General features: G+C 63.0%; 14 protein-coding genes. 6 read left to right on the forward strand and 8 right to left on the reverse strand.

Annotated elements, in window-relative coordinates; all coding sequences use genetic code 11:
• Nucleotides 1–214 precede the first annotated feature (214 nt).
• Entirely contained in the window at nucleotides 215–1,525 is a 1,311-nt protein-coding gene (locus PCS43_RS18740) for a S1 family peptidase (protein WP_007726683.1), read from the forward strand.
• A 79-nt stretch (nucleotides 1,526–1,604) separates the two neighbouring features.
• On the opposite strand, the gene PCS43_RS18745 is transcribed toward PCS43_RS18740, so the two are convergent.
• Entirely contained in the window at nucleotides 1,605–2,255 is a 651-nt protein-coding gene (locus PCS43_RS18745) for a glycine zipper family protein (protein WP_003943407.1), read from the reverse strand.
• 359 nt (nucleotides 2,256–2,614) lie between these two features.
• On the opposite strand from PCS43_RS18745, the gene PCS43_RS18750 reads away from it, so the two are divergent.
• Nucleotides 2,615–5,767: a (Fe-S)-binding protein gene (locus PCS43_RS18750; protein ID WP_007726680.1), complete on the forward strand. Its 3,153-nt coding sequence runs from the start codon at nucleotides 2,615–2,617 to the stop codon at nucleotides 5,765–5,767.
• 173 nt (nucleotides 5,768–5,940) lie between these two features.
• Here PCS43_RS18750 and PCS43_RS18755 read toward each other — a convergent pair whose 3' ends face one another.
• Both PCS43_RS18755 and PCS43_RS18760 read right to left on the reverse strand, forming a co-directional pair.
• Nucleotides 5,941–6,396: a hypothetical protein gene (locus tag PCS43_RS18755; protein WP_007726677.1), complete on the reverse strand. Its 456-nt coding sequence runs from the start codon at nucleotides 6,394–6,396 to the stop codon at nucleotides 5,941–5,943.
• A 45-nt stretch (nucleotides 6,397–6,441) separates the two neighbouring features.
• Nucleotides 6,442–7,620: a DUF6745 domain-containing protein gene (locus tag PCS43_RS18760; RefSeq protein WP_007726675.1), complete on the reverse strand. Its 1,179-nt coding sequence runs from the start codon at nucleotides 7,618–7,620 to the stop codon at nucleotides 6,442–6,444.
• A gap of 245 nt (nucleotides 7,621–7,865) precedes the next feature.
• Here PCS43_RS18760 and PCS43_RS18765 point away from each other — a divergent pair, with 245 nt between their 5' ends.
• Nucleotides 7,866–8,798: a hypothetical protein gene (locus tag PCS43_RS18765; RefSeq protein WP_007726672.1), complete on the forward strand. Its 933-nt coding sequence runs from the start codon at nucleotides 7,866–7,868 to the stop codon at nucleotides 8,796–8,798.
• On the opposite strand, the gene PCS43_RS18770 is transcribed toward PCS43_RS18765, so the two are convergent.
• Nucleotides 8,788–10,728 (reverse strand): S9 family peptidase, encoded by a 1,941-nt coding sequence (locus PCS43_RS18770; RefSeq protein WP_209907892.1) that lies wholly within the window; start codon nucleotides 10,726–10,728, stop codon nucleotides 8,788–8,790. The two genes, PCS43_RS18765 and PCS43_RS18770, sit on opposite strands and share 11 nt — an antisense overlap.
• Before the next feature lie 76 nt (nucleotides 10,729–10,804).
• Between PCS43_RS18770 and PCS43_RS18775 the strand changes: the two genes are divergently transcribed.
• Both PCS43_RS18775 and PCS43_RS18780 read left to right on the forward strand, forming a co-directional pair.
• The gene (locus PCS43_RS18775) at nucleotides 10,805–12,058 is read left to right on the forward strand and encodes a pyridoxal phosphate-dependent aminotransferase (protein ID WP_003943683.1); all 1,254 of its coding nucleotides are present in this window, start codon (nucleotides 10,805–10,807) and stop codon (nucleotides 12,056–12,058) included.
• A 509-nt stretch (nucleotides 12,059–12,567) separates the two neighbouring features.
• The gene (locus tag PCS43_RS18780) at nucleotides 12,568–13,830 is read left to right on the forward strand and encodes a YibE/F family protein (RefSeq protein WP_003943628.1); all 1,263 of its coding nucleotides are present in this window, start codon (nucleotides 12,568–12,570) and stop codon (nucleotides 13,828–13,830) included.
• Nucleotides 13,831–13,839: 9 nt separating this feature from the next.
• Here the strand turns inward: PCS43_RS18780 and PCS43_RS18785 are convergent, their stop codons facing one another.
• Together PCS43_RS18785 and PCS43_RS18790 are read right to left on the reverse strand one after the other, a co-directional pair.
• Nucleotides 13,840–15,522, reverse strand: coding sequence for an Hsp70 family protein (locus PCS43_RS18785; protein ID WP_245361408.1), 1,683 nt, complete (start codon nucleotides 15,520–15,522; stop codon nucleotides 13,840–13,842).
• 149 nt (nucleotides 15,523–15,671) lie between these two features.
• Nucleotides 15,672–16,991 carry a UDP-glucose dehydrogenase family protein gene (locus PCS43_RS18790; RefSeq protein ID WP_073512917.1) on the reverse strand — a complete coding sequence of 440 codons (1,320 nt, stop codon included), beginning with the start codon at nucleotides 16,989–16,991 and terminating at the stop codon, nucleotides 15,672–15,674.
• Between the two features lie 108 nt (nucleotides 16,992–17,099).
• Here PCS43_RS18790 and PCS43_RS18795 point away from each other — a divergent pair, with 108 nt between their 5' ends.
• Nucleotides 17,100–17,624 (forward strand): arsenate reductase/protein-tyrosine-phosphatase family protein, encoded by a 525-nt coding sequence (locus PCS43_RS18795; RefSeq protein WP_073512945.1) that lies wholly within the window; start codon nucleotides 17,100–17,102, stop codon nucleotides 17,622–17,624.
• Here the strand turns inward: PCS43_RS18795 and PCS43_RS18800 are convergent.
• Both PCS43_RS18800 and PCS43_RS18805 read right to left on the reverse strand, forming a co-directional pair.
• A complete protein-coding gene (locus tag PCS43_RS18800; protein WP_209907890.1) occupies nucleotides 17,596–19,020 on the reverse strand; it encodes a polysaccharide biosynthesis tyrosine autokinase in 1,425 nt (474 codons plus the stop codon). The two genes, PCS43_RS18795 and PCS43_RS18800, sit on opposite strands and share 29 nt — an antisense overlap.
• Nucleotides 19,021–19,149: 129 nt before the next feature.
• Nucleotides 19,150–20,475, reverse strand: coding sequence for a UDP-glucose dehydrogenase family protein (locus PCS43_RS18805; protein ID WP_209907888.1), 1,326 nt, complete (start codon nucleotides 20,473–20,475; stop codon nucleotides 19,150–19,152).
• Nucleotides 20,476–20,513: the final 38 nt, after the last annotated feature.

Below are 20,513 nucleotides of genomic sequence, written 5' to 3' on the forward strand. Positions count from 1 at the left end.
TTCACGCACTGTGCCCGCCGATCCGTTTCGCGATCGGCGGGCACAGTGCTGTTGTCGGTCGGGGTCAGCGCTGTCTGCTCATGTAACGGGTGGGAATAGCGCGTTCGAACCCATATAGTCATGGTCGACTGTGATCGGCTCACCACAAGTCCGTGAGCCGTATCCGTGTGCTCCCAGGGGGGTGGTACGCGGTCAACGAAGTGGAAAGGCCCACATGCGAAGCTCCATCGCACGTCGCGCCGCAGTGTTCGGTTCGGCCGCGCTGCTGCTCCTCGGACCGATCACCGCGGTCGCGAACGCAGAACCGAACGAATCCGGGGTATCCGATCAGGCAGCCCATCTGCCCGTCGAACTCGCCGAAGCCCTACAGCACGACTTGGCGCTGACGCCCGACCAGTTCGTCTCGCGTTCCGAACTCGCGCAGAAGCTCGCGGAGTTCGCCGCCATCGCGCGCGTCCAGTTTCCCGACTCTTTTGCCGGAGTGTGGCTCGACGACCTCGGTAAGGGCGTAGTCGCTCTCGCTGACGGTCGAGACAAGGATGCTGCCCGCGAGGCCGCCGAGAAGGCCGGTTTCGAGGTCAAGGACGTCGCGCAGAGCGAGCAGGCTCTGCAAAGTCAACTCTCGGCACTCAACACCTGGCTCGATTCGCAGCCTGCCGAGGTCGCAGACCTCGTGCGTGGCATTGCCGTCGACGTCGTCGGCAACGGAGTCGCCCTCACCGCCGATCCTGCCGCCGGCATCGAATTGCCTGAGTTCCTGAAGCGGACCGTCGTCCATACCGCTGCTCCGCTACTGGTTCCCCCGATCGTCGCGGACCTCATCCCCGCAACCGGATCCGCAACCGGCGACGCCGCACTGGGCGGAGACGCCTTCGGCGCAACCTCCGGTAACACTGGACTGCGTTGTTCGTTCGGCTTCAACGGCACCGACGGTTCAGGGCGCACGGTCAACATCAGCGCCGGTCACTGTGATCCCAATCGCGCCGCTGCCGGCACCTCGAACTCCAGCCAGGTCTTCCCGATGGTGAACAACCAGACCGGGCCCCGCGTCGGGTACTTCGCCAAGAGCAGCTTCGACGGGCGCGACTACTCGATCATCAACATCGACGACAACGCGAAGTACCGCTTCGAGAACAACAGCGTGCGGGTCCCGTTCAACCGCTCGGTCAACATCACCGGTACCGCCGATCCTGTCGTGGGCGCCCCGGTCTGCAAGGCAGGATCGACCACGGGCTTCAGCTGCGGCGTCGTCACCGGCGTCAACCGCGTCGCAAAGGTTTTGGATCACACCCTCGACAACGGCTTCACCACCAACATCTGCGTCCTGCAGGGTGACAGCGGTGGCCCGATCGTCTCCGGAACATTGGCAGTGGGCATCACGAGTGCGTCCAACGTCGCCACCTCTCCCCTGTGCGAGATCGCTCAGGCAGAGACACTGTTCGGGCAAGAAGCCCCGACCCAGTACGCGACGCCGATCAACGACATCCTCGCCGCCAACCCAGGCCTGAAGGTTCGCGACTACTGATCACACGCATTCCTCGAGACAGCAAAACGGGCGCCACACCTTCTGAAGGTGTGGCGCCCGTTTCGGCGTTCGTGACGTTCTACTGGAAGAGAGTTGTTCCAGCCGGAGCGTTCAGAACCTTGATCAGGTCCAAGCCCGCGACGACGGCGGTTCCGCCGCCGGCGAGGATGGTACCGGCGACTCCACCGATACCGGCCCCTGTGACCATGCCGGGCAGGCAGCCGACGACCAGGCCGGGCAGACCCACGATGCAACCGATGACCGCCCCGACGATCGTGCCGGTGAGGCTACCGATCTGCGTGGCAAGCCCGAGCTGTGACTGGAACTTCTCGATTGCCTTCTGATCCTCGTCAGGCGAAGCAACCGGGGTGAACTCGGCAGCGACCGGCTTCGGCTTGGAGCTGGCCGGGTCCAGGTTCGGCTTGAGGGTGAGGGTCTTGCCGTCCTCACTGACGGTCTCGTCGAACGGGAACTGAACGTCGCCGAGGTTGAACGCGAGCGGAAGGCTCACGAGAGTTGCGCCCTGGCTGTTCTGCAAGTCGACGTGAGTTCCGTCGCCCGAGACCCGGAATGCTCCGGCGTCGATGGTGGTGACAACGGCCTGGTCGACGACCTCGGCGGTGTACGAAACGTCGGGTGACGTCTCCGGAGCTGCGTAAGAAGTACCTGCAGCGATGCCCGTAGCGGCAATGGTCATCGCTGCGACGGCCGCAGCTTTTCGAATGAACATTTTTGATCCTCCCCGGGATCGGGCGGGCGTCAGTCGATGACTCACACCACCCGTTTCCCCTGTGCGTGACGGGCGTAACGATAACAGCCGGTCGGTTGTTCTCACCTGCTCGGAACCCGACTTAGGGCTGCCTGACAGATGGACACCTGACGGGCACCGCCTAACGTGACGACCAGACATGTCTGCGTCTGGCCCAGCCCGTCCGACGCAGAAGATCGATCTCTCCAGGCCACGAGCGGTTACCAGCCGGTACCTACAGGCTGGTAATGCTAGTTACTGGCGGGTAACATAACGCAGGTTAGTATCAGTGGGCTGTCCCGAGGTGGCCGACGCGTCGCCCTGAAACGAAAGGCCGCGACATGAATGCCCTGACGATTACGTTGGGCACGATTGGTGCTCTGCTGAGCTTGGTGTGTTGGTACATCTTCCTCTCAGGCGCGCTGAGGATGTTCAACACCGTGCGCATCGGCCAGTCGGCACCCGATCGATGGCGCCCGTTCTTCCCTCGCTTCAAGCAGATGATCATCGAGTTCATCGCGCACACGCGCATGAACAAGTTCCGCAGCGTCGGCTGGGCCCACTGGCTCGTCATGGTCGGCTTCCTCGGTGGGTTCCTGCTGTGGTTCGAGGCCTACGGCCAGACGTTCAACCCCGAGTTCCACTGGCCCATCTTCGGTAACACGTGGGCGTGGCACCTGTGGGACGAGATCCTCGGCCTGGGCACCGTCATCGGTATCACCACGCTGATCGTGATCCGTCAGCTCAACCACCCGCGTCTGCCCGCGCGCCTGTCCCGTTTCGGCGGCTCCAACTTCAAGGCTGCCTACGTCATCGAAGGCATCGTCCTGCTCGAGGGCCTGGGCATGATCATGGTCAAGGCAGGCAAGATCGCGACCTACGGTCACGCCAACCCGTGGACCGACTTCTTCACCATGCAGGTCGCGAAACTGCTTCCCGCCAGCCCCGTCATGATCTCGGTGTTCGCATTCGTGAAGCTGATGACCGGCATGATCTGGCTCGCGATCGTGGGCCGCAACATAACCTGGGGCGTCGCGTGGCACCGCTTCTCGGCGTTCTTCAACATCTACTTCAAGCGTGAAGACGACGGCACCGTCGCCCTCGGCGCGGCAAAGCCCATGATGTCCAAGGGCAAAGTCCTGACGATGGAGAACGTCGACCCCGACACCGACACTCTCGGCGCCGGAAACATCGAAGACTTCTCCTGGAAGGGCTGGCTCGACTTCACCACCTGCACCGAGTGCGGTCGTTGCCAGTCCCAGTGCCCCGCGTGGAACACCGGAAAGCCGCTCTCGCCCAAGCTGCTCATCATGTCGCTGCGTGACCACGGCTACGCCAAGGCCCCGTACCTGCTCGCTGGTGGACGCAAGGACATGGGCGGCGACGAGATCGGTCTCGTCGACAGCGAAGGCAATGTCAAGGAAGGCGCCCTCGCAGCCATCCCCGAGGCGGCACGCCTCGAGGCCGACCGCAAGCTCGTCGGTGAAACCGTCGAAGGCGAGATGGCCCCGGTCATCGACGCCGAAACCTTGTGGAGCTGCACCAACTGCGGCGCCTGCGTCGAACAGTGCCCCGTCGACATCGAACACGTCGACCACATCATCGACATGCGTCGCTACCAGGTCCTGATCGAATCGGAGTTCCCCTCCGAGCTCGCCGGCCTGTTCAAGAACCTCGAGAACAAGGGCAACCCCTGGGGTCAGAACTCCAAGGACCGTCTCAACTGGATCAACGAGATGGACTTCGAGATCCCTGTCTTCGGCAAGGACGCCGACAGCTTCGAGGACTACGAGTACCTCTTCTGGGTCGGCTGCGCCGGCGCCTACGAAGACCGTGCCAAGAAGACCACCAAGGCTGTCGCCGAACTCCTCGCCACCGCGGGAGTGAAGTTCATGGTCCTCGGCGCCGACGAAACCTGCACCGGCGACTCCGCACGTCGTGCCGGCAACGAGTTCTTGTTCCAGCAGCTCGCGATGCAGAACATCGAGATGCTCAATTCGGTCTTCGACGGTATCGAGCAGAAGAAGCGCAAGATCGTCGTCACCTGTGCGCACTGCTTCAACGCCCTCGGCAACGAGTACCCGGAGGTGGGCGGCGACTACGAGGTCGTGCACCACACTCAGCTGCTCAACCGTCTGGTGCGCCAGAAGAAGCTGATCCCGGTTGCGTCCGTGAGCGAAGACGTCACCTACCACGACCCGTGCTTCCTCGGACGCCACAACAAGGTTTACGACGCTCCCCGTGAACTCATGGAAGCCTCAGGCTCCAAGCTCGTCGAAATGCCGCGTCACGGCGAACGTTCCATGTGCTGTGGTGCCGGTGGTGCTCGCATGTGGATGGAAGAGAACATCGGCAAGCGCATCAACGTCGACCGCGTCGACGAAGCGCTCTCCACCAACCCCAAGAAGATCGCCACGGGTTGCCCGTTCTGCCGCGTCATGCTCACCGACGGCGTCACTGCCCGCCAGGAGCAAGGCCAGGGCGAAGGCGTCGAGGTCGTCGATGTCGCGCAGCTGATGCTGAACTCCGTCACTCGTCTCGATCCCGCCCAGCTCGGCGAGAACATCAAAGTGATCCCGCGCGAGAAGGCACCGGTCGCTGCTGAGGCAAAGGCTGAGACCGACGAGCAGGATCGGGTCGCCGAAGTCGAGGAAGCTGCCGCGACTCCCGAAGCCAAGGCTGCACCGGCAGGCAAGGGTCTGGCCATGAAGGGACTCGCCAAAGCACCAGGTGCGAAAGCTCCCGGCGCCAAGGCACCAGGCAAGGGGCTCGGAATGGCCGGCGGGGCAAAGGCTCCCGGCGCCAAGAAAGCGGCTCCCGCCGCAAGCGCGGAAGCTCCCGCTGACGAAGCTGCTGCACCGGCAGCACCTGTCGCAAAGCCCAAGGGTCTCGGCTTGGCAGGCGGGGCCAAGGCTCCCGGCGGCAAGGGACTGCAGATGAAGGGCGCCGCCAAGGCACCCGGAGCAAAGGCCGCTGCCGCGCCGGCAGCGGAAGCTCCGGCTGCTGAGGCTGCTGCACCCGTCGCCAAGCCGAAGGGTCTGGGCCTGGCGTCCGGCGCCAAGGCACCCGGCGGCAAGGGACTGCAGATGAAGGGTGGGGCCAAGGCTCCTGGTGCAAAGGCTGCTCCTGCTTCTGAAGCACCTGCTGCTGCTCCGGCAGAGGCTCTGGCAGAGGCTCCGGCTGCACCGGCAGAGGCTCCGGCCGCCGAGGCGGAAGCCCCGAAGGCTCCGCCTGCTGCCAAGGCCGGCGGACTCGGATTCAAGTCGGGCGCAAAGGCTCCCGGTGCCCGGAAGGCAGCTCCCGCTGCGGCCCCGGCGCCGGCTGCAGAGGCCCCGGCTCCCGAGGCCGAACCTGTGAAGGCAGAACCCGCTGAAGCGCCTGCTGAGGCGTCCGCACCCGCGGAAGCTCCGGCGCCTGCTGCCGCGCCGCCCGCCCCCAAGGCAGGCGGACTCGGATTCAAGGCCGGCGCGAAGGCTCCTGGCCGCAAGAAGTAAGCGCACCACACGCGAATGCCCTCACCGTCACGGTGAGGGCATTCGTGTTTGTGCGGGAGCCTTTGCCGACCGAGCACCCTTTCCCTCGACCCGACACACCGTCCAGCACACGGAAACCGGTGCTCGCCCTGTGCAAGTGGTGCTCACTCCCCCGCCAACTCGAGGCCGGCGTGTCAATCGGCGACAAGCATCACCGCACCGCGCGCACGCCCGACGCCCCTTTCCTGCTGCCGGCCGATGACGTATCGTCCCGGAGCGATGCCGGTCGCGCCGTGCTCCGGGTGGATGAGGTACGCGGTCACTCGGGCGTCGAGCATGCCGAGTGCAAGGCCCCGAGCATCTTTCACCGGCGTCGACCACGTGCACTCCCCTTCGTCTGCAACCAGACTGTGGGGGTTCCCTCCCGCCGCACTTCGCAGCAGTTCCACGCCGGAGAGCGGCACTCTCACAGAGCGTGTCCATGGCAGAGGCGCCACGATATTTGCGAGCAGCGAAAACGGGACCACGATGAGATCGCCTTGCGCCTGAAGTCCGTCGATCACAGGAATGGACACTTCCTGGTCCAGGTAGTCGAAGACATCCAGGCCGGTGAGGGTGGTGAGAGCGGACAAGGTCATGTTCGAGTTCATAAGTATCTCCCAGGGTTTGAGGATTGAGGGTAGAGGGTTCGGGATTCAGGTTCGACGAACGAGACGGGAATAGTCGGTACCGGTGATGCCGTAAGTCCATCCGGCGGCATCCAACGCGGAGGTAAACCATCCGGGTACGTGAAGGCCGTATCGACGCCGATGCCCGTCGCGTTCGAGAGAACCGTTGACCGCGAGGAGAATCCGTCCACTTCGACCCCAGCCCTCCGGCGACGCGTAGAGCTGCAGCAGGCAACCGGCGTTACCGGGATCGTCGGTTTGGTCGACCAGTGTCAGGCCCGCCAGCTCGATGTAGGAATCCCAGCCGATCCGCTCGATTGCACATCGACGGATCTCGACGTTGCGCTCGTGCGCGATGCGTTCGGCGGTGGGGTCGAGCACTACCCACTCTGGAACGATCGCTCCGTGTAGAACGAACGCCGTTGTACCGTCTACGAATTCGATTGCGGGGGAATCAGAATGATGCAAGCGCCGTGCTCCCTGCGCGCTGCCCGGAATCGGTTCGGCATGTAAGGCGGTGGGTCGTTCCGCCATGATGCACACGTCGTCGAACGCCCACCACCACCCGGTCGAGTCGGCCAGTGCGGTCTGCACGTCGAGGAGTTCACGGTCTTCCGAGCGGAAAGTCGCAAGACCGAATCGATGACATGTGTCGTAGTACGCGATTCGATGTGCGTCCTGCTGCCCGTACCAGGTCACTTCCCCGGCCACCGGAGTCGACATCGTTCGTATCGCAGCTGCGACGCCGTCGAACAGCGTGGTGTGCAACGATTCCCAAATGGACGCCCTGATCAGGCGCTCCCCCTGCCGGCGTTCCATCTGCCAGCCAGTTCTCCGACATTCGATTCGCGCGTCCATGCGTCGGCGCGAAGCCGCAAACATGCTCGCGATATACCCGGAAGCGCAGTCGAGGCCGGTGCCGTCCAATGACATCTTGGTCGACAGTCCTTCGGTGACGATCAGGTCCGAACCAGCAGACGGCGACGGGACCCAGACGAACTCCGGTTTCGGGAGCCCGGAGCGTCGATACAGTTGCGCGACAGAGGCTTCTGCGGTGTTTCGATCAGCAGGACGAGTACACAATCCGCGCTCGAGCCACACGTCGCGGATCTTTTCCAGGGCCAGACTGTCTTCATCGAAGAGATTGAAGTTCTCGGGCAATGTCGCTCGATGTGATGCCGACGAGCGAATCGGTGCGGCGCTCACGCGACGGTGGCGGTGTCCGCCTTTCCTGTAGTCATAGCTGAACAGCCTGGCACGCGAACGATCCGGACGCAAGGGTTTCCTAGAGCGCGACAGCGGGAACCTGCCACCGTTTCCCCATACCGAACACCCTCTCCAGCGACGCGAAACCGGTTCGAACTGTGGACAAGTGGTGTTCACTCACGGCTATCCACACCCCCGGGGTCACGGCTTCCTTTCCATCGCCGGGCGCAGCAAGATCGATCGACATGGGGGAACAGACACATATCATCCGCAGGCCGGACCAACTGTCGATCGGTCGCACCGATGCCGAGATCCGACAGGCCTGCGCTAGTGGAACCTGGGCCAGAATCCATCGTGGTGCGTACGTGGACAGCGGCCACCTGTCCCGCCTCGACGCATACGGACGACATCGATTGCGGGCAGAGGCCGTGGCCTGCGCCGCTTCACCCTGTGCCACTGTCAGCCACGTCTCGGCTGCGGTTCTGCACGGTTTCGAACTCTGGAACACTCCGCTCGAGGTCGTTCACCTGTCCCGGAACCGGCGAGGTGGTGGCCGAAAGTCCGCTCGACGTCACGTGCACTCGACATGGCTGGCGGACAACGAGATCACCGAAGTCGATGGGCTGCGCGTCACGACTCCGGCACGAACTGTTGCGGATCTCGCGAGGACACTCACTTTCGAACAGGCTCTCGTCGTGGGCAATTCAGCGTTGCACCGTTCAAGGTTGACCAAGGACGCGGTTGCAGCCTCGCTGGCACTCAGCCCGAACCATCCGCGCCATCGACATGCGCTCCACGCGCTCACCGCGATGGACTCCCGCATCGAAAGCGTCGGTGAATCACGGAGCCTCGCATTGTTCCTGCACGAACACCTGCCACTCCCCGAACCCCAGGTCGACATCCACGACGCCCGAGGGTTCGCCGGCCGCGTCGACTTCCTGTGGCGTGAGCAGCGCACCATCGGAGAGTTCGACGGCCGCGTCAAGTACGGCCGACTGGTGCCCGCCGGTCGCAGCCCCGAGGACGCGCTCTGGAACGAGAAGCTCCGCGAAGACCGACTCCGTGACGCAGGGTGGGAGGTCGCGAGGTGGACGTGGGCCGACCTGTCGACCCCGTCACTGGTGGCAAGTCGGATCCTGGCGGCCTTCGCGCGCAGCCACGGGGCCGTCAGCTACTGATCACAGGCTTCCACAGCTCGATCGTCGGAATGCCGGGTGGAGTGAATCCGAGCACCTGCCCGTAGAAGGACAGCTCGGCGTTGCGCGAGCTGATGATGGTCGACTGCTTGCGGAATCCGTGAGATTCACCCTCGTAGGCCAGGTACGCGTGCGGAATGCCCTTGGCCACCAGAGCATCCCGGAATCGCTCCGCCTGCGAGGGTGGCACGATCGGATCGTCGAGACCCTGGAGAAGCAACACCGGGCAGTTCAACCCGTCGACGTTGTTGAGTGGAGCACGTTCCGCGTACAGGTCGGCAGATTCCGGCAGCGGGCCGATCAAACCGTCGACGTAACGCGATTCGAAATCGTGAGTTTCCTGCACGAACAGGTCCAGTTCGGCCACGCCGAAATAGGAAGCACCACAAGCGAACACGTCGGACGTCGTCAGTGCGGCCAGAACGGTCCAACCACCGGCGGATCCGCCTTCGATGGCAAGGCGGGCCGGATCGGCAAGCCCCTGCTCGGCCAACCCGTTGACGGCGGTGACGACGTCCTGCACGTCGACGACACCCCACTGACCACGCAATCGATTACGGTACTCACGTCCGTAACCGGTCGACCCGCCGTAGTTCACGTCGACGACGCCGATTCCGCGGCTGGTGAAGAAGGCGTAGACGAGGTTGAGGGCCGGTGCGACGTGCGCCGTCGGCCCACCGTGAACAAACGCGACATACGGCGGTCGTTCATCGTCGAGCCCTTTGTATCGCGGACTGCGCGGCGGATACGCAACGGCGTGAACTTCTCGCCCGTGTCCGTGAGCCACGACGGCTCGCGCTTCCGGAAGGTAGGCAGACTCGGGCAATTCTTCGACCGACGAACGGATTTCGGTGAGTTCGCCGGTACCGAGGTCCAGTTCACGTAGCGCGCCCGCCAGTTTCGCGCCTCCCGAGATGAGCAGTAACCGATCGCCGCGAACTTGCATGAGGCCGATGCTGGTGACACCCGGGGTCGCGATGTCGCGCAGTTCCCCCGACGCCGGGTCGAGTACCGCCAGCGTGTCGGTTCCGACGGTGCGTGCGGTGAGAAGGTGCCCGTTGCCGAGTTCGACGAACCAGCGCCCACCGAAGCGCCACTGCGGGCCACCGAAATCCGCGTTCACCGGGCAAATCGGGCTGATCTTGCCGCCGACGCGATAGATGTTCCACCAGCCGCTGCGATCGCTGATTGCGTAGAGTTCGTCGTCGGTGATCCACTCCGGCTGCAGGACGGACTCTTCAAGTCCGCCGATCAGCACGGAATACGCCTGAGCGACGCCGTCGACGAGTGGAGCTACCCGCAGTTCGGTACCGTCCCAGGGCATTTGCGGATGGTTCCATGCGATCCAGGCGATCTTGGTTCCACTCGGCGAAAGCCTCGGTGACGAGAGGAAGTCCGAGCCGCCGACGATCGAGCGGATGTTGCCGGAACCGTCCAGCGGAATCGCGCAGATATCGCGAGTGATCGCCCCGTCCTCCGCGTGCGCTTCCCGAACCGCCCACACCTCGCCGTTCACGATCTGCAGGTCTGCGTATCGCCACGCGGCCGGCGACGCCGGTTCGGGCGTCAGAGCCCGTGGAGTGACTCCTTCGAGGATGTACACCCGTTGATCGGAGAATTCACTGAAGACCAGTTTTCCGGACTCGGTGACCGTCCAGGCGCCACCGCCGTACTCGTGAACCCTGGTACGCGCGTTCCACGACGCGGGGAGGATGTCGACGGGTTGGTTGTCGAGACCAGATCGACGGATCGAGGTCCGACCACCCTCGGTCGGACGAAGTTCAGCCCACCAGATCTCGTCACCGACGTATCGTCCACCCTCGACAGGGTGCCCACCTGCAGCCAGATCAGCTGCTCCGATCGGAGAAGTCCACGATCCGTACGGGGCTGCAATCTGCTCGCTGGGGGTCATCGCTCGACAATAGCCAACGGGGCGTGCGACACGGTCCCCGACAATGCACTTGCACAGTGGTGGAATCATGTAACTCGTGAGCACACCAGAACCCGTCCGCCACCGTCAGCCGCAGCGCGAGCTGGAGCAGTCGTCGAAGCTCCAGAACGTCCTGTACGAAATCCGTGGACCGGTGCACGCGCATGCCGCCCGGTTGGAGGCGGAAGGACACCGGATCCTCAAGCTCAACATCGGCAACCCGGCACCGTTCGGATTCGACGCCCCCGATGTGATCATGCGGGACATGATCGCCGCCCTGCCCTATGCACAGGGCTATTCGGAGTCGAAGGGCATTCTGTCGGCGCGGCGCGCAATCGTGACGCGTTACGAGCTGGTTCCCGGCTTCCCCGAGCTCGACGTCGACGACATCTACCTCGGCAACGGTGTTTCCGAGCTGATCACGATGACCATGCAGGCCCTCCTCAACAACGGCGACGAGGTTCTGATCCCAGCACCGGACTATCCCCTGTGGACTGCGATGACGAGCTTGTCCGGAGGCACGCCCGTCCACTATCTCTGCGACGAGGCCAACGACTGGAATCCCGATATCGCCGATATCGAATCCAAGATCACCGACAAGACCAAGGCTCTCCTCGTCATCAACCCGAACAACCCCACGGGTGCGGTGTACTCGATGGAGGTTCTGCAGCAGTTGGTCGATCTGGCACGCAAGCATCAGCTTCTGCTGCTCGCCGACGAGATCTACGACAAGATCCTCTACGACGACGCCAAGCACATCTCGCTGGCAACGCTTGCCCCTGATCTGCTGTGCCTGACGTTCAACGGCCTCTCGAAGGCCTACCGCGTCGCCGGCTACCGCTCCGGCTGGGTGGCGATCACGGGCCCGAAGGATCACGCGGCCGGCTTCCTCGAGGGACTCGATCTCTTGGCGTCGACCCGTCTGTGCCCCAACGTCCCCGGACAGCACGCCATTCAGGTCGCCCTCGGCGGTCACCAGAGCATCGAAGACCTGATCCTGCCCGGCGGCCGCCTGCTCGAGCAGCGCGACGTCGCTTGGGAGCGATTGAACATGATTCCGGGCGTTTCGTGTGTGAAGCCTCGCGGCGCGCTCTACGCGTTCCCTCGTCTGGATCCGAACGTCTACGAGATCCACGACGACGAGAAATTGGTTCAGGACCTGCTTCTCCAGGAGAAGATCCTGATGGTTCAAGGCACCGGGTTCAATTGGCCGAATCACGATCACCTTCGGATCGTCACCCTTCCGTGGGCCCGAGATCTCGCCGTGGCCATCGAGCGATTCGGCAACTTCCTCACCAGTTACAAACAGTAGATTCTCACGCTGAATCCGGCTGAAATCGAGTAAACAATTCGTTGTACAAATGCCCCGTAAACGTAAAACTGCGGGGCATTTGTGCGACCTTGGTCACATTTTTCGCAAACCATGCGGTTTGATTGACTCTTTAACTATTTAGTGACCTGCCCCGATGTGAAAACGGTCCAATCGGTACGTGATTCGTTGTGAAATTGGTAGTTGGACAACGCGCCAAATCGGTTTGAAATTGGGTACATTAGTTAGCAGCACTTCGGTGCCGCGAGCACCTGGTATCCCTCCCCCCCCTGTGGATACCAGGTTGGTGGCGGGGACAACCCCCCCTGTTCCCCGCCACCCAGCTCGACCAATCCCAGTTTCACAACCCCTCATCGGTAGCACCGGTTTTCGCCGACTCTGCCTTGCAGCGACACTGCCTTTCACCGACACTGCCGTCAGAAGCTGACCATTCGCTTCGGAGCCGATAACATTGCACCGGTGCAAATCCCCAGTCCGACACTCAGTTTCCGATGAGTCACGGCCACGGCCACGGTGGCCCCATTCAGATCGGCCCCACCGCATCACGCGTCGTCATCGGGTTGCTCGTCGTCATCGGCATGGTCGTCGTCGCGGCAGCTGTCGCACTGTGGCCGGACAAGAACACCATTCCCGTCCCACTCCCCTTCCAGAATGCCGACGGCAGCTCGGTGGAAACCGAGGCGGGCACCGTCACGATGCAGGATCTCGGTGACTGCGGAAGTTCCTCTGCCGGAAGGGTATTCGTCGGTGCCCCGCAACCGCCGCCTACCTCCGCCTACCAGTGCCAGCGAAGTATCGTCGATATCGAATCCGGGCCGAATGCCGGAACGAAGACATTGCTCGAGGTCATTCCGGGCGCCGGTCAGCCGGACCTTCGCGTGGGTGACCACATTCGCCTGGTGCGTCAGACCGACCCGAACGGAAACACGCAGTACTCCTTCGAAGACTATTCGCGTGGGCTCCCGCTGGCGTTGATCGTCATCGCGTTCGCCGTCGTCATCATCGCAGTCGCACGGTGGAGAGGGCTGCGCGCACTCGTCGGCCTGGTGATCGCCTTCGGCGTAGTCGTCGGGTTTCTCCTACCCGCTCTGCTCGACGGCAAGCCTGCGATACCGGTTGCGCTGGTCGCCGGGGCGGTGATCTTGTACGCGGTTCTCTATCTGGCGCACGGGGTCTCACTCAAGACCAGTTCTGCTTTGCTTGGCACCCTTGCCGCCATGGTGCTCGCCGCGGTTCTCTCCTACCTCTGCATTGAACTGACACACCTCACCGGTTTGTCTGAAGAGCAGAACACCAATGTTCAGACCTATATCGAGCACATAGACATCACCGGCCTGCTGCTGGCGGGCTTCATCATCGGCTCGCTCGGCGTTCTCAACGACGTCACCATCACCCAGGCATCCTCGGCATTCGAGTTGGCCGAACTCGACAAGCATGCGTCCCGTCGAAAAGTCTTCGGCGGTGCGATGCGGGTCGGACGTGATCACATCGCCAGCACGGTCTACACCTTGGTTCTCGCGTACGCGGGTGGGGCGCTGCCACTGCTACTGCTCTTCAGCGTCAGCGGGCGCCCTCTTCAGGACGTCCTGGTCGGTGACGCTGTAGCGATCGAAATCGTACGGTCCGCGGTCGGCGGAATAGCCCTGGCGCTTTCGGTTCCACTCACCACTGCCATCGCCGTGATTCTCGCCCGTCCGCCCGGTAGCGCGGTCAAGGCCGGCCCCACGTCAGGTGGCCGACACTCCAAACGCTGAAAGCGAGCCTCAGAGTCCGGGAATCGGTGGGAGAACCGGCAACAGAATCGGCGGAAGCCCCGGGATGTAGATCGCCGGCGGTGGCGGCGCGGGCGCGGGCGCGGGCGCGGGAGGCACGTAAGTGTCCTGCACGACTGGCGGAGCCTCGACGACCGGAGGGGCTTCCTCCGTCGTCGTCGGGGGCGCGGTCGTTGTGGTCGTCGGCGGCGGAGTAGTCGTGGTCGTCGGTGCCGTCGTGGTCACCTCGGTTGCCACGGGTCCGGCGTCCTCGGAATCGAAGACCTTTCCTCCGTAGCCCAATCCCAGCCCCACGATCACGATCGCCGCGATCACACCGGCGCCGAGGCCCGCGAACCGTAGCGGGTTTCTCGGCTCTTTGGATGTCGATTCAACGGGTTGTGTCCCGGCGAGCCAGGACGGGTGTGCGGTTCCTGCCCCGGGTCCCTCGCCTTCGTACATCGCCGAGTACGCCTGGGCGTCAACCATCACGGCCTCGGTGTCTGCGTCACGTTCTGTGCCGAATCCGTCCGTGGCCTGGTCGCTGTCGGCGACCACGAGATCTGCGGCCGGATCGAATCGTTGCTCGTGTCGGTTCGGTCGCGGCTGAGGCAGTTCCGCCGCGTAAGGGCTCGGCACCTGTTCCTGCGGAACGGACTTCGTACCGGAAGCGGCTTCGGACAAGGCATTCGGCCGCTCCGATTCCGCGAGCGTTGCCACCCCTCCGTGGCTGAACGCCTGAACCGGAACGGGTACCTCCGCCGGGGTGTGGATCGGATACGGCGCAAAGATCGGCGCTACAGCCGGAACCTGAACCGGGGCAGATACCGCGCGCGCCGATGGCGTCATCGACGACTCCGCGATCAGCGCAGCACCTTGCGCAGTCACGAGTTCCGGCTGCTCGGGCGCGATGAGGGGGCACTCCAGCCACGCGGCGAGGGTCGCCCGCACGATCGGAATGCGTGCACCGCCACCGATCAGGAGAATCGCGTCGGGGTTACGGCCGGACGTTGCGATGACCTCTCGTATCTCGCGTGCGAAGGCCTCCACCGACGTGACGACCAACGAATCGAAAACTTCCCGCGACAGCAGGAGAAGCCCGCCGGGGCCGGGCAGGCACACCGCACTTCGTGAGGACAGCTGTTCCTTCGCGAGTCGGCATCGCGCCTGCAGTTCGGCATCGCCGCCCGGGTCGGCCGGCGTAGCTATACGGCGACGCACGGTCTGATCCGAGTAGACGAGCTCGTCGAAGTGATCTCCACTGACCCGCGTCGACCGGGCGGTGACGACGGTAGACCGCATCTGCCTGTCCACAATGCTGATCGTCGATCCAGAACTACCGATGTCGACGACGACGAGTGTGCTCTGGTCGGTCAACGCACCGGACTCCTCGAGCATTCGAAGCGTCGCGACTACTTCGGGAACCAGCTCGAAGTTGTCGATGCCTTTCTGTTCGAACGCTGTTTGGAGTGCTCCGGCCTGCGCTTGATCCCGGTAAGCGACGACCGTATTGCTGCCGAGGTCGGCATTCTCGGTCAAGGCCACGCCGGTTGCCTCCGCTGCGACTTCCTCGGGAATCTCGCGGCCTCGATCGACCGCTCTGGATCGGAACACCGGACCACTGTGGTCGGGCGTCCCCGGGCGCGCCAAACGCACAGCGCTGGCTCCCACCGTCACACCCAAAACCAAGTTCATGATCCACCTTCGTCGACCGTCGACGGGTTCCGTCACCAGACCCCGTCATTCCCCGGCCGGAAGTCTACCCACTGGGCATGGTCTGCGAGGTTCGCGCATCTCACCTAAGGCCTTCTCGCAGCTATTTTTTCGCTACCTGGACGTTCGACCTACCGCCCCAATCCGCGATAGTTCCAACCGGCGGAGCGCCACAGGTCCGGATCGAGGCAATTTCTGGCGTCAACGATCACCCGCCGCCGAACGAGTGGTTCCAAATCGGCGGGCACGAGTGAGGCGAACTCGTCCCATTCAGTGGCGATCAAGACCACATCAGCATTCCTGCAAGCTTCTGACGTGGAGGTTGCGTAGTGAAGGGTGGGAAACAGTCGGCGAGAATTATCCATTGCCTTCGGATCGAAAACGGTGACCGCCGCCCCGTGCAACTGCATCATTCCTGCAACGTTGAGCGCAGGCGAATCGCGCACATCGTCGGATTCGGGCTTGAACGCAGCTCCCAGCACCGACACGTTAGCTCCCAGCAAACTGCCATCGCAGGCTGCCGTCACCAGTTCCACAGCTTTTGTCCGTCGTCGCATGTTGATGCTGTCGACCTCGCGGAGGAAGTACAGCGCCTGGTCGACACCCAACTCCCCGGCGCGTGCCATGAACGCCCGAATGTCCTTCGGCAGGCAACCACCGCCGAACCCCAAGCCCGCATTGAGGAACCGTCTACCGATCCGAGCGTCGTACCCGAGAGCGTCGGCCAACATCGTGACGTCGGCCCCGGTCGCCTCGCACACCTCCGCAATCGCATTGATGAAGGACACCTTGGTCGCGAGAAACGCATTCGCAGATCCTTTGACCAACTCGGACGTCGCCAGATCGGTCACGAGGAAGGGCACCCCTGCGTCCAGTATCTCGACATACACCTCGCGAAGAAGGCCTTCGGCGTTTCCCGGCCGGTCACGATCGATCCCCAGAACCAACCGGTCAGGGCTCAAGGTGTCCGCGATCGCGTGTCCTTCACGCAGGAACTCCGGATTCCAGGCCACCTCTACCGAGCCACCCGCCGGCGCAGTCGCTCGGAGCCGCTCGCCGAGAGCCGCTGCCGTGCCTACCGGCACCGTCGACTTCCCGACTATCAGCGAAGGCTTTCGCAACAACGGCGCCAACATGTCGATCACCGAATGAACATGACTCAGATCTGCGGCGTACTCCCCCTTCTTCTGAGGCGTCCCCACACCGACGAAATGGATGTCCGCAAAATCCGCGGCATCGGAGTAGGAAGTCGTGAACTGCAGCCGACCCGACGCCAGATTCTTCTCCAGCATGTCGGTCAGACCCGGCTCGAAGAACGGGACCTCCCCACGAGACAACTTGTCGACCTTGGACTGGTCGATGTCGACTCCCAGCACGTCGTGGCCAAGTTCGGCCATACACACTGCGTGGGTCGCCCCCAGGTATCCCGTTCCGAACACGGTCATCTTCATGTGTTGTTGGTATGCGTCCGAACTTTCCGAAACGCGTACGCCAGGTGGGCGCGAAACCAACATCGGGCGTACGACGAGTGCGTCGCGTGTGCAACCTATGCTTCTGCCATGCACGTTCTCTTCGTTTGTACGGGAAACATCTGCCGATCACCCACGGGCGAACGCCTTGCACGTGCTTATGCCGCCGAAGCCGGGGTCACCGGATTCACCGCCTCGAGTGCCGGAACCCGGGCGATGGTCGGACACCCGATCGAGCCAACTGCTGCGAGGGTTCTCACGGGGCTCGGCGGCGACCCCACGAAGTTTCAAGCCCGACGCATGACAACAGCGCTGGCCTCGGACGCCGACCTCATTCTCACGATGACCGAAAGTCAGCGAGACAAAGTCCTGGCGATGGCTCCGGCGCGGCTCAAGCGCACGTTCACACTTCGAGAAGCCGCACGGTTGGGCTCGCTCGCAGATGCAGGAACTGTCGAGGACCTCGCCGCCGCCAGACCCCGATTTCGTGCCACCGAACCCGAGGACGTCATGGATCCGATGGGTAAGGAAGAGAACGTGTTTCACGAGATCGGACTCGAGATCGCCGATCTCCTCGGCCCGCTGCTCAGCCGACTTCGCTTCGGTGAGCGTTGAGCGCGGGCACCGCGGTCAACTGCGGTAGCGACTTGTCCGACTCGTAGTAGTAGCTGTACTCGTACGCATTGCGTCCGCGAGACGGCGTCATCGTGATGACAGTGCCCAGGACGTGCGCACCCACACTCTGTAGGTTTCCGACCGCGCGCGCCAGTTGATCGCACTTCGTGGAGCCGTGTCGGGCGATCACCAGTGCACCGTCCGACATCGCGGCCAGGACCGCGGCATCCGTGACGGGTAGCAACGGCGAGGCGTCGATGATGACGTAGTCGTATCGCGCCCGCAGTTCCTCGAGAACATGTTTGGCCGTGTCCGTGCCGAGTAGTTCGCTCGGGTTCGGCGGGATTGGTCCGGAGGCGAGCACTGTCAGCCCGTCGAACTCAGTCGGCTGAAGCACATCGTCCAGCGTCGCTTGACCGGAGAGCACCGAACTGACGCCGACACTTCCGAGCAATCCCAAATACTTCGATACTCGCGGCTTCCGGAGGTCGCCTTCCATCAGGCACACTGATTTGCCGGCCTCCGCCAAGACGAGAGCGATGTTCACGGCCGTGGTCGTCTTACCTTCGGAGGGAAGCGAACTCGTGACGACGATGACACGCGGTGGATGGTCCACCTCGAGGAACTGGAGGTTGGTGCGCAACTCACGGAAGGCTTCGGCACTCACGGAACTTCCGTCACTGAAAGCGATCGCGTGATTGACTTCGACGTCCTTGTCGAACGGGATCGTGCCCACCATCGCCGAACCCGCGATCTCTTCTACAGTTCGACGATCTTTCACCGTGTTGTCGAGTCGATCACGAATCAACGCAAGCGCGATCCCCACAACCAGTCCCGCCACTGCGCCGAGCGCGAGGTTGCGCGAAGTCTTGGGTGACACCGGAACAGTCGGCTGTTGAGCCTGCTGTTCGACGACCACACGTGCAGGCGGTGTTCCGCTGTTCTCGGGTGTCTCCAGTTCCTTTGCCAATGCCACGAATTCGGATGAGAGAGTGTTCGCGATCTCGCGTGCGAGTTCCGGTGACGCGTCCTTGACTGCGAGGTCGATCAACACGGTGTCGGGCGCCGACGTCGCAGTGACCTTGGAGGCCAACTCGTCAGCCGACATCCCGCCGACCACCCTCGGTCCCAGTTCGTCGATCGTCCGCTGTGCGAGTGTTCGGCCGGTCAGGAGTTTTGTATAGGACAGAACTCGCTGCTGTGAAAGTTGACTGCCCTGCAGTGCCTCGTTGACCGAGGTACCCGCCGACGTCGAAACGAACAGCCTCGTCGAGGCCTGGTAAACGGGCGTCGAAAGAAGAGAAGCGCCAAGGGCTCCGAGGATTCCGAGCAAGGTTACAGCAGCGACGATTCGCCATCTGGCTTGCAATATCTTCAGGTAGTCGACAATTTCCATCTTGATGTCTCCTTCGGCTCACGCATGTCCACTGCGGGTCTGAGCGGTCTTTGCCGGTCGGACCGCGAGGGCGAACCGGGCTTTCTCATTTCGATATAGATCAGCTGCGACGGACGAGACGTCCTGTGCTCACGGGCGTCCCAGTCCGCGGTAGTTCCAACCTGCGCCTCGCCACTCGTCGTGGGAAAGGCAATTGCGCCCGTCGACGATCACTTTCTTGCGAACCACCGAATCGAGATCGGACGGCTGCAACTTCAAGAATTCGGGCCACTCGGTCAATACCAGGACGACATCGGCACCTTCGCAGGCCTCCAATGCATTTGCCGAGTAGGTCAGCGTCGGGAACAGCGCGCGCGAATTGTCCATGGCCTTTGGGTCGTACACGTTCACTGCAGCACCTTGGAGCTGAATCTGACCCGCGACGTTGAGCGCCGGCGAATCACGAACGTCGTCCGAGTCCGGTTTGAACGCGGCACCCAGAACTGCGACTCTCGCACCGAGAAGCGATCCGCATGCCTCCCGCGCCAGTTCGACCATGCGTGTACGTCGGCGCATATTGATGTTGTCGACTTCGCGCAGGAACGTCAGTGCTTGATCGGCACCGAGTTCACCGGCGCGAGCCATGAAGGCGCGGATGTCCTTCGGCAAACACCCTCCGCCGAAACCAATTCCCGCGTTGAGGAATCGACGTCCGATCCGAACGTCGTGCCCGATCGCGTCGGCAAGCACTGTGACGTCGGCGCCAGCGGCCTCGCACACTTCGGAGATGGCGTTGATGAACGAGATCTTGGTGGCCAGGAAAGCGTTCGCTGACGCTTTCACCAACTCCGCCGTCGCAAGGTCCGTGACGAGAAACGGAATCTCCGCATCGATGAGCTCTGCATAAACTTCGCGCGCAACAGATTCCGCTCGACTGCGGACATTTCGATCGACTCCGAGCACAAGTCGGTCCGGGTGCAACGTGTCCTGGACGGCAAATCCTTCACGCAGAAACTCGGGATTCCACGCGACTTCGACGCTGTCACCGATCGGTGCCAGTTCCCGCGCGCGCTTACCGAGCCGTTCCGCGGTTCCCACCGGTACCGTGGACTTGCCGAAGATGACCGCGGGCTTGGTGAGCAGCGGCGCCAAAGTCTCGATCACGGCATCCACGTAGACCATGTCCGCGGCGAACTCACCCTTCTTCTGCGGCGTCCCGACCCCGAGGAAGAACACGTCCGCAAATTCTGCGGCTTCCTCGTACGACGACGTGAACTTCAGTCGCCCTCGACCGATGTTGTTTCGTAGGACCTCGCCCAACCCTGGCTCGTAGAACGGAACTTCACCTGCTGCCAGTTTCTCCAGCTTTGCCGCATCGACATCCACTCCGAGGACCTTGTGACCGAGTTCGGCCATACAGGCCGCGTGTGTCGCGCCCAGGTATCCCGTGCCGAATACTGCTATGCGAGTGCTCATGTTGCTCGATCTGCTTTCTCGAGAGTGTGCGAAGTGTG

Source organism: Rhodococcus sp. C-2 (assembly GCF_027854095.1).
Taxonomy (GTDB): domain Bacteria; phylum Actinomycetota; class Actinomycetes; order Mycobacteriales; family Mycobacteriaceae; genus Rhodococcus_F; species Rhodococcus_F qingshengii.

Bases quoted from the DNA above. Each gene is read 5' to 3' on its own strand.
- PCS43_RS18740 (WP_007726683.1), top strand. From the start codon at position 215: ATGCGAAGCTCCATCGCACGTCGCGCCGCAGTGTTCGGTTCGGCCGCG.
- PCS43_RS18745 (WP_003943407.1), bottom strand. From the start codon at position 2,255: ATGTTCATTCGAAAAGCTGCGGCCGTCGCAGCGATGACCATTGCCGCT.
- PCS43_RS18750 (WP_007726680.1), top strand. From the start codon at position 2,615: ATGAATGCCCTGACGATTACGTTGGGCACGATTGGTGCTCTGCTGAGC.
- PCS43_RS18755 (WP_007726677.1), bottom strand. From the start codon at position 6,396: ATGAACTCGAACATGACCTTGTCCGCTCTCACCACCCTCACCGGCCTG.
- PCS43_RS18765 (WP_007726672.1), top strand. From the start codon at position 7,866: ATGGGGGAACAGACACATATCATCCGCAGGCCGGACCAACTGTCGATC.
- PCS43_RS18770 (WP_209907892.1), bottom strand. From the start codon at position 10,728: ATGACCCCCAGCGAGCAGATTGCAGCCCCGTACGGATCGTGGACTTCT.
- PCS43_RS18780 (WP_003943628.1), top strand. From the start codon at position 12,568: ATGAGTCACGGCCACGGCCACGGTGGCCCCATTCAGATCGGCCCCACC.
- PCS43_RS18785 (WP_245361408.1), bottom strand. From the start codon at position 15,522: ATGAACTTGGTTTTGGGTGTGACGGTGGGAGCCAGCGCTGTGCGTTTG.
- PCS43_RS18790 (WP_073512917.1), bottom strand. From the start codon at position 16,991: ATGAAGATGACCGTGTTCGGAACGGGATACCTGGGGGCGACCCACGCA.
- PCS43_RS18795 (WP_073512945.1), top strand. From the start codon at position 17,100: ATGCACGTTCTCTTCGTTTGTACGGGAAACATCTGCCGATCACCCACG.
- PCS43_RS18800 (WP_209907890.1), bottom strand. From the start codon at position 19,020: ATGGAAATTGTCGACTACCTGAAGATATTGCAAGCCAGATGGCGAATC.
- PCS43_RS18805 (WP_209907888.1), bottom strand. From the start codon at position 20,475: ATGAGCACTCGCATAGCAGTATTCGGCACGGGATACCTGGGCGCGACA.